The following is a 16,248-nucleotide window of genomic DNA, read 5'->3' as shown; positions in this document are numbered from 1 at the left end:
GGCATATTGGAGGATGAAGATATGTATATTGCGGCACTAGACATTGGCGGAACAAAAACCATTGTTGCTATACTGGATGAGAATGGTGGAATTTTGATACAGGAAAGTTTTCCGTCCATTGTCGAAAGATATGAGACGCATCTGGAATTATGCGTACAGGCAATGAAACGTCTGATGCATCAGACTGAGTTACAGGCGGAGGACTTCGCCGGACTGGGGGTGTCGCTTCCGGGAATTGTGGACAACGAAAAGGGAATTCTGCTTTACGCACCTTATGCAAACTGGAAAAATGTGGAAGTAGCGGGCTATTTGAGTAAAAACCTTGGGATTTCAAGGGTGCGGTGCGAGAATGATGTCAACGCCTGCGCTATTGGCGAAAAGCGGTTTGGACTAGGAAATAACTATACGGATTTCATATGGATGACAGTGAGTACAGGCGTGGGCGGCGCCGTGGTGGAAGGTTCAAAACTGGTACGGGGAGGCCTTGGTTTTGCTGGTGAGCTGGGACACTTAAAAGTTGAATATAAGTCGCCGGCGCATTGTCCCTGTGGTCAGTATGGATGCCTGGAAGCACATGGTTCCGGAACAGCGCTGATACGGGAGACAAGGAAGCGCAGGCTTACATCTCCCGCATTTGCAAAAGCGCTGGATGAGATGGGGTTAAAGCCGGATGGGGCAGGATGCGCAGCTCTTGCCAGGGCAGGAAACACGGATGCCCTGGATATTTTGAATCAGATTGGTACATACCTGGGACGTGGTATTTCCTATTGCATTAATATTTTAAATACCCAGGCAGTTGTGATTGGCGGTGGGGTTGCAGCGTCCCTTGATCTTCTGCTTCCATCTATCCGCGTTTCCGTTCAGCAGAATGCATTTAAACAGATGCAGGATATTGATATTGTAAAGACTCCGCTAGGTTATGAAGCGGCCCTTCTCGGGGCGGCAGCCCTGGTTCTGGAGCAGTAAGGGCATAAGCATAATATGAGACAGGAGGAGAGAACGGATATGAAACGTTTAAAAGCAGCGGTTATTGGGTCAGGATTTATCGGAGCGGCGCACGTGGAAGCGCTTAAGCGTGTGCCGGGTGTGGATGTTGTGGCATTGGTAGACATTGTAGACCCGGTACAAAAGGCAGAGGAGCTGGATGTTCCAAATGGATTCTCAGACTATCGTGAGATGATTGAAGCAGTAGAACCGGATTGTATTCATATTTGTACACCGAACCATACGCATAAAGAAATTGCCCTCTACGCATTCAAACATGGAATTCATGTAATCTGTGAGAAACCCATGGCAAGGAATGCTGGGGAAGCAAAAGAAATGCTGGAAGCGGCAAAGAAAAGTAATCTTGTCCATGCAATTAATTTACATAACCGATTCTATCCCGCCAACCATCAGCTGCGCAATATGATTCTGGATGGGGCTCTGGGTAAAATATACGGCGTACATGGAGCATATTTACAAGATTGCTTTTCCAAGGAATCAGATTTTAACTGGCGTATGTTGTCCGACAAAGGCGGAAGTACCCGCGTCACATCAGATATTGGTTCTCATTGGATTGACCTGGCGGAGTATGTAATTGGAAGTAAAGTAAAAGAGGTATTTGCGGAGTTCCAGACCAATCTGCCAGTGAGAAAGATGAATCTGGCAGGGGATTTAAAGGACGTAGCAGTGGATACAGAGGATACTTCTTATGTTATGGTCCGCTTTGAGAATGGAGCTGTTGGCAGTGCTGTATTTTCCCAGGTGTATCAGGGCAGGAAAAATCAGACCACGATTCGTGTATCCGGTTCGGAAATTTCTGCTGAATGGGACAGCGAAGCCATTGGTGATTTGAAGCTTGGATACCGAAATGAACCTAATCGCCTGCTGACAAAAGACCGTGGGCTGGCTCATCCGGATACTGCGCCAATCATAACCTATCCGGGCGGTCACGCAGAGGGGTTTCCGGATGCTTTTAAACAGAATTTTATTGCTGTTTATGGGGCAATTCGTGGAGTAAAGCCGATTAATCCATACGCAGACTTTGAAGATGGGCTGCATCAGATGCAGGTTCTGGATAAGATATTTGAAAGCGCGAAAACAGGCCGTTGGACCAGTGTTAATTAAAAACGGGAGGAAACAATCAGAATGAAGATTGGCATTGTAGCAAATATTATGCAGGACAAACCCCTGGCAGAGGCCCTGGACTATTTTCGGAACATAGGAATCCAGACAATAGAGCCGGGATGCGGCGGATATGCCGGCAAGTCCCATGTTAATCCCGCGGTTTTGCTTGGGGACAAAGAAAAGATGGATGGATTTAAGCGGACCATAGCGGATTCCGGTTTGACTATCAGCGCTCTTTCCTGCCATGGTAATCCCATTCACCCGGATCGGGGAATTGCAGCTGCCTATGACGAGGATATGCGGGACGCGGTACGCCTTTGTAAAGAACTTGGACTGGATACGATTACCTGCTTTTCCGGATGTGCCGGAGACGGTCCGGATTCAAAATACCCCAATTGGGTGACCTGTCCCTGGCCGGATGATTATCTTAAGATTCTGGATTATCAGTGGAATGAGGTATTGATTCCATACTGGAAGGAGTTTGCTGCTTTTGCAAAGGAGAATGGCGTGACGAAGATTGCATTGGAACTGCATCCGGGATTTATGGTTTATAATTCTGAAACCTTGAAACGGCTACGGGGGGAGGTTGGAAGGGAAATTGGGGTGAATTTTGACCCAAGCCATCTTCTTTGGCAAGGAATGGACCCTGTTTCGGTCATCCGGGAACTTAAGGACGCAATCTATCATGTACATGCCAAGGACGTAAAGGTGGATTCAATCAATACCGCGGTCAACGGCGTCCTGGATACCAAACATTACAGCAATGAAATTAATCGCTCCTGGATATTCAGGACCATTGGTTATGGCAATGATACGGCTTACTGGAAAAATATTTTTTCCACACTGCGTATCATAGGATACGATGGGGCGGTCAGTATTGAACATGAGGATAGCCTGATCAACCGGTTCGAGGGCCTGGAAAAAGCGGTCAGGATTGTCAAAGAATCTCTGATAATGGAAGACAAAACAGAGATGTGGTGGGCGTAATTAACTAATAAAGAATGATAAAGGAGATTAACCATATGAAAAAGAATCTTATATCCATGTTACTTATAACAGCCACAGCAATCAGCCTGGCCGCCTGCGGCAGCTCTAAGGCCCCTGCTTCTGCCGGCAGCAGCGGCACATCTGCCTCGAAAGACACCGCGGCATCTGTCAATGCTTCACAGGTGGTTGTAAAGTATTCGGTAACGTATCCATCCACCGGTACGCAGGCAGAGGGGGCGCTGAAATTAGGAGAGCTGATTGAAGAGTGCTCAGATGGGCGTATGAAGATGGAATTCTATCCATCCTCCCAGCTGGGGGATAAGACCGCAACCTTTGAGGGCCTGGGAAACGGAACCATTGAGATGACGGAGTGCGCTGCCACGGATCTTTCTGCATTTAATGACATGTGGTCTGTATTCTCCCTGCCGTATCTGTGGGAAAACGGACAGCAGGCCTGTGCAACAGTAATGGACCCGGCGGTCCGCGAGATGCTGGAAGCGGACGCCCAAGCCAATGGATTTGTCATCATTGCGTGGACTGACATTGGAAGCCGCAGCATAATGAACCAGAAGAAAACGGTCAATACCCCGGCAGACCTTACCGGACTTAAGATTCGCTGCATGCAGGATCCGATTCTGGCGGATTCAACCAATGCTATGGGTGCAATCGCCACGCCTCTTGGTGCAAGCGAGATTTATACCGGTCTGCAGCAGGGGACCATTGACGGCCTTGACCATACCCCCTCTGTAGTGGTTGCCAATGGATGGCAGGAACTGGCGAAGCATTTCTCCCTGACGGAGCATTTCACTATACCGGACCCGGTATTCGTAAGTAAGGTATGGTTTGACGGCTTGTCTGCTGAAAATCAGGAAGCTGTTCTGGAAGCCGGCAAGAAGTTCTCTGATGTATGGAATAATGAGATCTGGCCAGAAGCAACCGAGGATGGTATGAAGGCAATGAAGGAACAGGGCGTTGAAATTGTGGAGGTTGATAAAGCGCTGTTTGAAGAGGCTGTAAAACCGGTTGTTGATAAATTTCTGGCGGATGCCAGCGAGGATCAGAAGGCGCTGTATGATTTGCTGACAAAGACACGGGAAAACTATTAGTGGGAGGAAATACGTTATGTATGAGAAAAGGCTGTGTGGGGTTGTTATTCCCACCATTACACCGATGAATGAGGATGGATCTATTGATGACGCGTCGCTTGCGAATTTCACACGGTATCTATTAGGAGCCGGTGTAAATGCCCTGTATCCCAACGGGACAAATGGCGAGAGCCTGCTCCTGACAAAGGAGGAAAGGGACCATGTGGCAGAGGTTATGGCGAACGTGAACGCTCACCGCCTTCCGTTGTTTATCCAGTGTGGTAGTATGACAACAGGAGAAACCGCATCCCACGCAGTACATGCGGTTGATATTGGGGCAGATGGGATTGGCATTATGAGTCCTGCATTTTTCCAAATGGATGAAGAATCGCTTTTACAGTATTACCGTGACGTTATAAAAGGCCTTCCGGAGAATTTTCCCGTGTACATATATAATATTCCCGGTTGCACGACTAATGATGTAAAGCCTGGATTGCTGCAAAAGTTGATGGAGGAGTTTCCTAATATCGTGGGAATCAAATACAGCAGCCCGGACCTTATGCGGGTAGAAGATTATCTTGAAACAGATGGAAGAAAGCCAGAGCTTTTAATTGGCTGTGACAGCTTGTTTTTGCAGTGCCTGATGACAGGGGGCGTAGGAACGGTAACCGGGCCAGGGAGTATTTTTCATGAAAGGTTTACGAGGCTTTACCGACAGTATCAGCAGGGGGATTATGCAGGCGCGGCTATGACCCAGAAAAAGATTGTGGAAACGGACCGTAAGCTGGCTGGGATTCCTGGTATCCCGGCGCTTAAAACACTGCTTAAGTTGCGCGGCGTTATCCGTACGGATGTATGCCGTGGTCCACTGCGCCCGCTTAAGGAAGATGAGAAGCGCATTTTAGAAGAAATCTATGATGCATACTGTGAGGAGGAAGGTATTCATGAGTAGGAATAAACTGCGTATCGGAGTGATTGGAGTGGGCTATGTTGCCAGTAATAATTTCCTACCGGTTTTTCCAAGATTTGATGATGTGGAGCTGGCTGGGATCATGGCAAATCATCTTGAGAGTGCCAAAAAGGCGCAACGTCTGTGCGGCGCCCAACAGGTAGTGCAGTCTTTGGAAGAACTTGTAAAGCTCGATTTAGATTGTGCCTTTGTGCTTACTCCAAAGGCATGCCATGCTGAGCAGATATCCTTTCTCCTAAAAGCAGGTATAGATGTCTATAGTGAAAAACCTATGGCAACAACATTGAAAGATGCTGACCATATGGCTGAATTGTCAGAACAGACTGGACGCAAACTGATGATTGGATTTAACCGTCGGTATGCTCCGGTATGTCAGAAAGCCAAAGAAGTCTATACAGATATCCTTCCGGATGTTATCATAGGACAGAAAAACCGTCCGGCTACGGAATATCACGCAACATTGGAAAATGCAATCCATATTGTGGACTTGATGCGTTTTTATGGCGGTGAAGTGAAGGAGGTACATGCAATTTCTAAATTCACAGATCCGGATTACGAAAGCTTTACCACAGCGCAGTTATTGTTTGAAAGTGGTGCGTCAGGTATGCTGATAGCTGACCGCAGTTCTGGCCAGTGGGAAGAAAATATTGAGATTCATGGTGGCAACCGCTCTGTTTTTATCAAAATACCTGATAGCATCACCATAACGGATGCAGAGGAGCAGCATACCACAGAGATGACTCCCCTTGCTATGGGATGGGCACGGTCAGAAGATAAGCTTGGTTTCAGCTATGCAATCCGGCATTTCCTGGACTGTGTAAAAGAAGACAGGGTACCACTTACAAATGCTGTGGATGCATATAAGACACATGAATTACTGGATAGGATATTGCGAAGTGCAGGCCTTCCAGGGATGGAGTAGAGGTGAGGAGACACATGAAAATTGCCGGACATACAATGGGTACGCCGGAATATACGGTGAACGAAGCAATTGAGCTGTTTCATAGGATTGGAGCGGATGGAGCAGAAATTGTTGTTCAGGATGGATACTGTTCAGGAATTCCTTGTGATTGTGATGAAAAAAGCCTTTCTATTGTGAAGCGTTGTGCAGAGGAAAATGAAATTGAAATTTCCTGCCTGACTCCATATAACTCCTACTTTAATTCACTTGATAAAGAAGTTCGACAGGCGGAAATCGAAAGTATTCGTAACGTGATTGATTATTGCCAGTATCTGAATGCGCATTACATTCGTATTTATGGTGGGAATCTTTTGGCAGGGGATACACAAAAGTTGGAAGAACGAAGAGAGAAACTGATAGAATCACTGCGGTATCTGGGTAATCTGGCTGCCCAGAAGGATGTTGTGTTAATCGTTGAAAATCATTTTAATACAATGGCGGTATCTGCAAAGGATAGTGCCGCATTAATCCGGGATATTGACCACCCGGCAGTCCGCATCCTATATGACCAGGCCAATCTGACCTTTACGGGAAATGAAGGATATGAAGAGGCCATTTCTCTACAGCAGCAATATGTCAGTTATATGCATGTAAAAGACTTGGTATTTTTGGAAGGTAAGGATTTTGTATCATCTGACGTATCCCATCCGGATGAATCAGAGAGAAATGTGCGCACTCGTATTGTGGGAGAAGGCATTTTAGACTGGCCTGCAATACTGAAATCCGTGAAGGCTCACGGATATGATGGGTGGCTTTCTCTGGAATATGAGAGAAGGTGGCATCCGGATGACATTCCGGATGCGTCCATTGGAATGAAAAAATCGATTGACTATTTAAAAAGTATACTTTTTTGATTCCGAAGGGGGAAAAAATGAGTGAAAAGATGAAGATTGCCTTGCTAGGAGTCAGTCATTGGCATTTACCGCTGTATCTTCCGGGACTTCCTGAGAATTCGGTAGTCGGTATCAGTGATGATAACATTGGTATCGCTGAACGCTATGCCGGGAAGTACAGCTGCCCTGCATATCAGGATTACCGTCAGATGGTAATGGAAACAAAGCCCGATTTCGTATTTGCATTTGCGCCTCACTACCGGATGAAAGACACTGCGGAATATCTTTTAAAGCTGGGCATCCCATTCTCAATGGAAAAACCAGCCGGCATGAATGCTGGCGAGGTGGAATCCTTATATGAATTTTGTGAGAAAAAGAACGGTTTTTGTTCCATTCCTTTTGTCTGGCGCTATAGTGATACTGTTAATGAGCTGAAAAACAAATATCTTACCAAACCAATTACTCATATGTCCTATCGTTTTATTGCAGGTCCTCCATCCCGCTATCTGGAGACTTCTTCCTGGATGCTTTCACAACGTACAGCAGGAGGAGGATGCATGACTAATCTGGGTGTCCATTTTATAGATATGGCTTTGTTTTTGACAGACAGTTGCAGCGCCAAAACATTAGCGTCCGCTTATCAATATAGTTCTCCATATGACATTGAGACTTATGCGACTTCATTGCTGAAGCTGCCAAATGGAACTTCCCTGCTTTTGGAAAGCGGCTATGCTTATCCCATGTCGGAGGAATCGAAACGGGAGAACCGCTGGACAATTGTCACAGAGAATGGGTATTATATACTTGCGGAGAACCGTCTGGAAATCAGGGAATATGATAGAGAGCCAGTGGGTATTCCGTTAAACACGGATAGTGACATATACTACACTGTTTATACAAAGACAACATTGAACGATTGGTTGACTGGGGCTAAACCCCGCGCATCGTTAAAAGAGATGCTGGATGTTAACAGGATTCTTGATGATATGAACGCAAAAGCAGGATTATAACAAGAAGAGGAAAGGGAAAATTTTATGAGATTAGGCGGCTTTGGACGAATCGCAGACTATGATAATATCCGGCAGGCTGGATTTGATTATGCGGAACTGGATGTACCGGAGATTGAAGCATTGACAGAAAATGAGTTTCGTATTTTTTGTGATAAGGTGCATGAGATTGGTTTTCCGGTGCTGACAGGAGCAAGGGCGCTTCCGGTTGCCAAGCCATGGTTTTTTACGGATTCTTTTAACGCATTGGAATATAAGGCTTATCTTGAGCATGCTTGTCATAGGGCGAAGTTACTTGGGATGGACAGGATTATTATTGGAAATGGTAAGGCTCGTCTGCTCATAGATGAAACCAGCATTAAAAAAGAAAATCGGTTTATTGACTTTATGCGCATGTTTGCAGAGATTGCAGGTAATTATGATGTAGAGGTTATCTTGGAACCCCTTGGTCCTATGTATTCCAACTATATTAACTCACTGCCGGAGGCGGTACGGATTATCCGGGAGGTAGATATGCCAAATCTGTTCACAATGGCTGATTTACGTCATTTGGTTTGGGCAAAAGAGCCGCTAACGGATATCGTGTCCTATTCAGATTATGTACACCATATACACATGGACTACCCAATCTCGTATCCCGAGCGTCCCTTCCCAAACGCCAACGATGATTTTGATTATACGGAATTTTTGGATGTCTTAAAAGAATCCGGATATCAAGGAACTTTAACAATTGAAGCTGATATTCCGGAGGATTGGAAACGGGCATACAGAGATACGGCGGTTATTTTGCAAGCTTTTCTGTGATTGATAGTTTTACATTGGTGCAGGTGGGGATAACGGGTTTTTAAATCATGATAACTAGAGTAAAAAATTTGAATGGTTATCTTGAATCATATATACTTTTAGTATAGTTATCTACTTGTGTGTCATTATTTGAGAGACAGCGAAAGGGAATTATCCTAGATACTATAAAAAGGAAGTATTAATTGAGTATAAGCTGTAAAGCGTTTCGAAAAGACGGCTTGAATTAGGACTTTGTAACGCTCTGTAAGCCACTGTGTTGGCTTTTGGGGCAAGGGATGGAGTAATGGGCCATACCGCAATAAATCTGGCTAAATTGGCCCAATATAAGAAAGCCCCTTTTGGATAAGAATAATTGATATCTTAACGTCGCATTCGTCGCCATGAATCAAACCGTATCCCCCGTTCGATTTGTGTGCAGGTTAAAGGGAGGTGCACCTAAAGGCGCCCCTCCCGGCCACAATCGCCCGCAATGCGGGCGTTTTTCTGCTTCCACAAAGGTGCACCTGTTTGGAGCCTTGGTCACCTGTCAGGTGGTCGGTTTTGACTGGAGACCACGCAAGTACAAGGAAAATGGCGTATTTATAGGTGCACCCTGTAGGTGGTTCTGACGTATTTGGAGCAGAATCTTTATGACATGTGGATATGGACTTCCGCCGGGATATTCGATATGGTGTTGGCGGAAGGAGGAGTGTCCATGAAGAAAACTACGAGGGAACAATGTGAGGAAGTCATAGCAACCAGGGTAGAATGGCTGGTAACCCGATGGCAGGAAGAAAAGACACAGGAAGAAAAGAAAGCAGACCACAAGCTGAACGAACGGATGGACCATTGGATGAAGGAAATCACCAAGGAGCAGAGGGAGGCCATAGAGGATTGTATTGATGACATGCTGGATGGAAATGGGATGTGTCAGCTGTATCTGTATGAGGAAGGGGTAAAGGATGGGATACGGTTGATGAAGATGATACGGGATATGTGATAGTATGTTTTGAGGGTAGCCGTCATATTATGTGGCGGCTTTTTGTTTGTTTAGAGAGGAAAACAGAGGCGAAAAAAATCAAATACAGGCAGCTCCCGTACAAAAAAATACATGCCACGCCAAGGGTGGAGTCTGTCTATCCGGTGGGCCATGCCCTGGCCCATGGTGGCCCGCCAAGAAGTACCCAATGGAATATCTAGTACAGAGGGAAAGAATATAAACCATTTGAGGCGTGACAAACTGAGTAAAAATAACCAAAGTTATATGTGCACTTTTAACGAAAATGAATTTTTGAGGTTATCAAAAGGGGGCTGAAACTGGACTAATAGTGAGGGGTATTTTTTTGGAAATGTAATCTGCAAGTCTGGTTGTATACCGAACTTGTGTATCTTAAGAAAATCGTAAGAAGAAATCTGGTTATCAGAAGGCCTATTTTTTACCACTAGTAGTAGGGGGATATTTTTTAGAAGAGGATGAGGAACTGGCTCGTCCATGCATTTGTAAAGAAAAACATAAGTCCATCTCCATTGAAATTGCCCATTCATGAGAGGGGAATGTATAAATACAGGGGAGGTTGACCCAACGAAGTTATCTGAAGGATTCGCATGAAGGAAGAAAAGAGCTGCTTCAATACCTGCGTTTCAGAGAAGTTTATATATATTTAAGAAAAAGTTTGGTTATCAGGAGGCCCTTTTTTTACCTCTAAAAGTAGGGGGATATTTTTTGCAGGCATTTTGAAGGGAAAGATTGCAGAAGAATTCAGGGGAGGTTAATAAAGTTTTTGTAAGTAAGTTGGTTATCAGTAGGCCTATTTTTCGGCTTTTAAATAGTAGAGGGGTATTTTTTGAAAACCCGGAATGGAAGGAGAGAATGGGGTATAACCGGTCCATCTCTTAAGTGGGAGACTGGATATATTATAATCCACAAAAGAAAAAATGATTCATACAGGCCTGAATAAAAGGACGGGAGTAAGCCGTCCGTCGTACATTGACAACTTCATATCCAGCCAATCCGTTACATTGGCTGTCCGGTCGTGAGGAACGAAAGCGACGTGAGGGGTGCGCGATGACTGCCTGCAGGACATGGTCCTGTCCATGAATGTGTGTTACATCTTAAGGCAAGAGCGGCACACACCCGACTCCCAATCAATCATAAGCAGGGTTGAATCGCCATAATCCCGGACAGCTGACAATGATACTTCCGTCCAGTCACAGCCCCCTTGGCCGGGGACCACGCAATGAGGGCGGCCCCCGGAGAACCCGGAGGAGGTGGAATTCCTATGATGCCTGTACGCTGCAGGCAGGCGGACTGGCTGCCCTGTCCAGGTATCCTTCTGGACAAGCTTCGGGGAGTAGTGTCAAATAGAAGCACAAATAAGAGACAGAGAGAAGGTGGGTTCGATGCCAGATCATGCAGCCGTTCTTCCGGGATGACTGCATGGATGTGGAATGGAACGAGGCCAGAATGGATGAAGGTGTTACAGATGGGCATTCCCATAACAGCTTCAGGAGCGATACACATGAAGAAATCCGTGAGATGGAAATAGAGTATTCCTGGAGGAACTATGGAAACAATTGAGCTGCTTCCACACCTGCGATTCAGAGAAGTACAGAAGATACTGGATGAGCTGCTGCGCCAAAGACTGATTGACCCTGTCATGTATGACATGGTCCTTCGGAAGTACCAGAGGATATGTTCCCAACATGTTGTATAAAAATGTGAAGATTTGGAGAACTGATACTTGATATGGTGCAGGAAGTGTGGTAATGTGTCTTGTTGAAAACGGAGGAAAGGAGGCACAGCAAGTGGCAGAAGTATTATGCATCCCAAAGGCCGAACCGGGACATACAGGATACGAGATACGGAGCATACGGGTGTGTGCATACTGCCGTGTGAGCACGGATGACGATGGCCAGTATCACTCTTACGACACACAGATGGAGTATTATAGAGGACTTATCCAGAAAAATCCGGCCTGGGAATTCTGCGGGATATATGCGGACGAGGGAATAAGCGGAACTAGCCGATGGGGGAGGGAGGACTTCCGGCGGATGCTGGAGGAATGTGAAAAAGGAAGGATAGACCTCATACTGACCAAATCAATCACCCGGTTTGCCAGGAACACAGTGGACACCTTATCCACGGTCCGCCATCTGAAGGAAATAGGGGTAAGTGTGTATTTCGAGAAGGAACGCCTGAATACCATGACGGAGGAGAGCGAGGGAATCCTGACCGTATACGGTGCGGTTGCACAGCAGGAGTCAGAGAACATATCCCAAAACATCCACTGGTCAGCGGTGAACCGGTTCCGGCATGGTACATTCGTGATAAGCAGACGGCCGTATGGTTACGATAAGGATGAAGAGAAGGAACTGGCTGTCAAGGAGGATGAGGCAGCATGGGTCCGCAGGATGGCCAGCATGTACATGAATGGGATGAGCGGGGTGAGGATAGCCGAATACCTGAATGGAAACCGAGTACCGGCGCCTTATGGCGGGCTCTGGTCTTCCGAGGCAGTCCTTCGGATCCTGTTCAACGAGAAAACAGTGGGTGATTGTCTTCACCAGAAGACCTATTCGACTGGGACGGTGCCGTACCGGACAGAGAAAAACTGTGGGAAGAAGCCACAGTACTTTATAAGGGATGACCATGAAGGCATCCTAAGTAGGAATGAACAGATGAGGTTACAACAGATAAAGGAGCACCGTCTTGGCAGACAGGCCAAGATGAACCCGCGTGGATGTGGAGAAGCCTATATCCTAAGCGGGAAGGTGGTGTGCGGGGAATGCGGGAGAGCCTTCATCCGTAAGAAGGAGCAGAGACGAAAGGGAGTGTCCATCAAGTGGAGATGTCCGGGCCACCGGTCAGAGGCATGCCAGTGCTATACCAATGAGATTTGGGAAGCGGATATAAAAAACACGTTTGTGAATGCCTTTAATACTCTGAAAGAGTACGCGGACGAGATATTGGACCCAGTCATCCGGGGGATGAAGAAGATGCAGGAGACCAATGGACTTCATGAGGCATTGGATACCTTAAATCAAAAGAAACTGGAACTAAAAGAGCAGAGACATATACTCAGGCAGTTAAAAGCAAATGAGTGTATCGACTCTGCTCTTTATTTTGAGGAGAGCCGGAAGATTGAACGAGAGCTAAGCAGATGCAGGTCAGAAGAGAAACAGCTGTACAGTAGAGGTATCCACCAGGATACCATCACAGGATTACAGGCCACCCTGCATCAGCTCCAGGGATATGATGGGAAGATGCAGGCGTTCGATGGTGACCAGTTTATCCTCCTGGTCCGGGAAGTCTCAGTGGGAAAGGAACGGGAGCTGGGCTTCCATCTGCGGTGCGGACTTAACCTATATGAGCCAGTCCTATGACAGGAGGGATGCCATATGAACAACTATATCACCTACGGGTACCGTCTGGTTGACGGATACATGAGAATGAATCCAGAGCAGAGTGAGGCTGTACACCTTATCTTTGATGCATATGATGGAGGGGAATCTATCAAAAAAATAGCTGGGATGCTAAAGGACAAGAAGGTACCATCCGTCCATGGGAAACCATCTTGGACACCCGCCCTTATCCGGAAAATATTGCGTAACAAGGACTATCTGGGAGTGGAACCGTACCCGAGAATGATTGAAGACGAGCAGTTTAAACGGGTACAGGAACATCTGAAACGCTCCCGGGATTTATGGAACCAGCGTCATCCAACCGGCTCCATTCAGAGAACATCCATGTATACAGCCCGGTTGATATGCAGCAGCTGCGGCGGGGTATATTCCATCTATAAGCAGAGTGGCAAGGAGGACAGGAGAAAAGTCCGGTATTGGAAATGCAGGCATTACGACCCAGCCACGAAGGAACCATGTAAGATGCCCATCTTGACAGAGAAGCAACTGGATGGACTGTTCTTACAAGCTCTTGTGCGGATGAAAACAGAGCCGGCCCTGTACCATGAGGAAACGAAACAGATACTGACCGGAATCATCAAAGAAAGACAGCGCATGGAATCTGAATTAAATGTGTGCTGGAACCGATGCAATAAAGACGATGAAAGGATGGAGCAGCTATATTTTCAGATTGCTGCCAGGAGATACCAAGAGATAAAGATGACAGAATTGACCCGTCAGATAGAGGATTACCTTCGGGGATTGGATGGTTCCATCCAGGCAACGGCATTCGATTCGTTGATAGCAATCCAGGCATCCATATTCAAAATCATCAAGAGGGTAGAGGTCCAGCCAGACAGAAGCCTGAAATTTGAGCTGATAAACAATGCGATAGTACTTCAATATCCAGAAATAAAAACAAAAGATAAGAAATCGAAAAACATACGTTACTGCGTCCCCTTCGGATACTGGCTGGATGGACAGGAGGTGCCAATCATCCATGAACAATACGGTCCAATCGTCCAGATGTTATTCCAATCTTATGCGGAGGGGATATCGCTGACCACTCTGGCTAAAGAGCTGGTACATCAGTCCATACCCAACCAGAAAGGAAGGCCAGCATGGAGCCACAGCTGCATCCGAAATATCCTCACCAACTCTGTTTACCTTGGGGATAAGAAATTTGCCGCTCTGGTGACACGGGAACTGTTTACACAAGTACAGACCAGATTGGAAGAAACCGGCCGGAAGAAACGGGAGAGCCGGACTAAGGCGGCAGATGGAAAGGAGGAATTACGTGCCAAGGGCGGAACGAATCGTAGAGGTCATCCCGGCAACCTGGAACCCGACAGATGAGTCATCCCGAGAAATTCGGAAGCTGCGGGTAGCGGCATACTGCCGCGTCAGCACGGAGCTGGAACAGCAGCAGTCCAGTTATGACATACAGATTGAATATTATACCAGGCACATCATGCAGAATCCCAACTGGATATTCGCCGGTGTCTTCGCGGATGATGGACGCAGCGCGACCAATACCTTCCGCAGGGATGATTTTAATCAGCTGATGGATCAGTGTCTGAAGGGGAAGGTGGACATGGTCATTACGAAATCCATCAGCCGGTTTGCCAGGAATACGGTGGACTGCATCTCCTGGGTGAGGAAGCTCAAGGAAAAGAACGTGGCCGTGTACTTCGAGAAGGAAAACCTTAACACCCTGGATGATTCAACCGAAATGATACTGACCATCCTGAGCAGCCAGGCACAGGAGGAAAGCCGGGCTATCAGCACCAACGTCAAGTGGGGGTATGCGAGAAAGTTTGAAAAGGGGGAATCCACAAGACAGAGAAGCTATGGATTCAGGAAGGCGCCAACCGGAGAGATGTGCATCGTGGAGAAGGAAGCGGCTGTTATCCGAAACATGGCCCGGTGGTTTCTGGACGGGGACAGCCTGGAACGAATCAAGCACAGACTGGAGGACGCAGGGATAGAGACCACCACAGGTAAGAAAACATGGAGTACGGGTACCATCTACAACATACTGACCAATGAAAAAATCATGGGGGATGTGCTGTTACAAAAGACGTTCACAGCGGACTACCTGACCAAACGGAGAGTGAAGAACTCGGGCCAGCAGAAGCAGTACTATGTGAAGAATCATCATGAGGCAATCATCCCGAAGACCGTCTATTATAAGATACAGGAGGAGATTGCCCGACGCTCCTCGTTAAAAAAAGCCGGAACCAGGAAAGGGAAGACGGCCCAGGGCGTATATAGTTCTAAATATGCACTGACCGGAATCATGGTGTGCAATGAATGCGGAGGCCATTACCGCAGGACAACCTGGGCAAAAAATGGGAAGAAGGTAATCGTATGGCGCTGCATCAACCGTCTGGAGCATGGGACGAAGCGGTGCCATGAATCCCCTACGTTAAAGGAGGAAGTCATTCAGGAAGCAATCATGGGAAAGCTGCACAGCCTGTCAATTGACCAGGAGGAAGAAAACTTCTTAAACGGGGTAAAGGAAGATATCCTCCGGGCTGCCAAGGTTGTTGGAGGAGCGTGCACAGAGGAAGAGATTGATAAAACTATAGAGGAACTGCGAGACCAGCTTATGGACTATGTGGGCATGGCAGCCAGGGAACATGGTGGTGAGAACTGGTACAGTGACCGAATGCGAAAGCTGGGATTACAGATAAGCGAACTAAAGAAGAGGAGGGAAAGCATACGAGAGCAGGAAAAGATAAGGGACGAGTATGAATATCTGGACCAGGAAGTCAGCCGAATCATATGTGAGACAGGCGGGACCTCAGGAGCCGAATTTGATAATATCTTCATACGGCAGATCGTCCGGGAGATACGTGTGATATCGAAAAACAAACTTCAAATCCAGCTAAGGACAGGTATGATGTTGGACGTGAATCTGTAAACGAGAGAAGGATTAGAAGATATACAGTTATTAAAATGGAAATCGTTTGACAGGTGTTTGACAGGCCCTGGAGGTTAATATTGCTAATGGGTACCCGGAATCATAAAATATAAGAACAACCGTAGGCTATAAAGAAGAATTAAAAACAATAAGGTTTTTGTAAATGATAAATGGAATTGACAGTAT

The 16,248-nt window shown here is 46.6% G+C and carries 15 protein-coding genes; all 15 read left to right on the top strand.

Going from position 1 to position 16,248, the window contains the following annotated elements; translation table 11 throughout:
• The first annotated feature begins 21 nt into the window (after positions 1-21).
• The 15 genes from CGC65_RS23565 to CGC65_RS23500 all read left to right on the top strand — a co-directional run bounded on the left by CGC65_RS23565 (position 22) and on the right by CGC65_RS23500 (position 16,062).
• A complete protein-coding gene (locus CGC65_RS23565; RefSeq protein WP_002566048.1) occupies positions 22-966 on the top strand; it encodes an ROK family protein in 945 nt (314 codons plus the stop codon).
• Between the two features lie 39 nt (positions 967-1,005).
• Positions 1,006-2,109: a Gfo/Idh/MocA family protein gene (locus CGC65_RS23560; protein WP_002566047.1), complete on the top strand. Its 1,104-nt coding sequence runs from the start codon at positions 1,006-1,008 to the stop codon at positions 2,107-2,109.
• 21 nt (positions 2,110-2,130) lie between these two features.
• Positions 2,131-3,096, top strand: coding sequence for a sugar phosphate isomerase/epimerase family protein (locus CGC65_RS23555; protein WP_002566046.1), 966 nt, complete (start codon positions 2,131-2,133; stop codon positions 3,094-3,096).
• Positions 3,097-3,131: 35 nt separating this feature from the next.
• A complete protein-coding gene (locus tag CGC65_RS23550; RefSeq protein WP_002566045.1) occupies positions 3,132-4,202 on the top strand; it encodes a TRAP transporter substrate-binding protein in 1,071 nt (356 codons plus the stop codon).
• A 16-nt stretch (positions 4,203-4,218) separates the two neighbouring features.
• Positions 4,219-5,133, top strand: coding sequence for a dihydrodipicolinate synthase family protein (locus CGC65_RS23545; RefSeq protein WP_002566044.1), 915 nt, complete (start codon positions 4,219-4,221; stop codon positions 5,131-5,133).
• A complete protein-coding gene (locus CGC65_RS23540; RefSeq protein WP_330369656.1) occupies positions 5,096-6,073 on the top strand; it encodes a Gfo/Idh/MocA family protein in 978 nt (325 codons plus the stop codon). The genes CGC65_RS23545 and CGC65_RS23540 overlap by 38 nt, the downstream gene beginning before the upstream one ends.
• 14 nt (positions 6,074-6,087) lie before the next feature.
• Positions 6,088-6,966 carry a sugar phosphate isomerase/epimerase family protein gene (locus tag CGC65_RS23535; RefSeq protein WP_002566042.1) on the top strand — a complete coding sequence of 293 codons (879 nt, stop codon included), beginning with the start codon at positions 6,088-6,090 and terminating at the stop codon, positions 6,964-6,966.
• A 17-nt stretch (positions 6,967-6,983) separates the two neighbouring features.
• The gene (locus CGC65_RS23530; protein WP_002566041.1) at positions 6,984-7,955 is read left to right on the top strand and encodes a Gfo/Idh/MocA family protein; all 972 of its coding nucleotides are present in this window, start codon (positions 6,984-6,986) and stop codon (positions 7,953-7,955) included.
• A 24-nt stretch (positions 7,956-7,979) separates the two neighbouring features.
• Positions 7,980-8,756: a sugar phosphate isomerase/epimerase family protein gene (locus CGC65_RS23525; RefSeq protein WP_002566040.1), complete on the top strand. Its 777-nt coding sequence runs from the start codon at positions 7,980-7,982 to the stop codon at positions 8,754-8,756.
• 694 nt (positions 8,757-9,450) lie between these two features.
• The gene (locus CGC65_RS23520; RefSeq protein WP_002566039.1) at positions 9,451-9,735 is read left to right on the top strand and encodes a DUF6809 family protein; all 285 of its coding nucleotides are present in this window, start codon (positions 9,451-9,453) and stop codon (positions 9,733-9,735) included.
• A 1,437-nt stretch (positions 9,736-11,172) separates the two neighbouring features.
• Positions 11,173-11,313 (top strand): hypothetical protein, encoded by a 141-nt coding sequence (locus CGC65_RS31055; RefSeq protein ID WP_155419569.1) that lies wholly within the window; start codon positions 11,173-11,175, stop codon positions 11,311-11,313.
• A complete protein-coding gene (locus CGC65_RS31410; RefSeq protein WP_002568775.1) occupies positions 11,300-11,449 on the top strand; it encodes a hypothetical protein in 150 nt (49 codons plus the stop codon). Before CGC65_RS31055 ends, CGC65_RS31410 begins: the two co-directional genes overlap by 14 nt.
• Positions 11,450-11,540: 91 nt before the next feature.
• Positions 11,541-13,118, top strand: a complete 1,578-nt coding sequence (locus CGC65_RS23510; protein ID WP_235622583.1) for a recombinase family protein — start codon at positions 11,541-11,543, stop codon at positions 13,116-13,118.
• Positions 13,119-13,133: 15 nt separating this feature from the next.
• Positions 13,134-14,492, top strand: coding sequence for a recombinase family protein (locus tag CGC65_RS23505; protein WP_002568773.1), 1,359 nt, complete (start codon positions 13,134-13,136; stop codon positions 14,490-14,492).
• Positions 14,434-16,062, top strand: a complete 1,629-nt coding sequence (locus tag CGC65_RS23500; protein ID WP_002568772.1) for a recombinase family protein — start codon at positions 14,434-14,436, stop codon at positions 16,060-16,062. The genes CGC65_RS23505 and CGC65_RS23500 overlap by 59 nt, the downstream gene beginning before the upstream one ends.
• The last annotated feature ends 186 nt before the right edge of the window (positions 16,063-16,248 follow it).

This window comes from Enterocloster bolteae (genome assembly GCF_002234575.2).
GTDB classification, from domain to species: Bacteria; Bacillota; Clostridia; order Lachnospirales; family Lachnospiraceae; genus Enterocloster; species Enterocloster bolteae.
The sequence above is the reverse complement of the archived record's forward strand: the minus strand, read 5'-3'. Positions and strand labels throughout refer to the sequence as shown.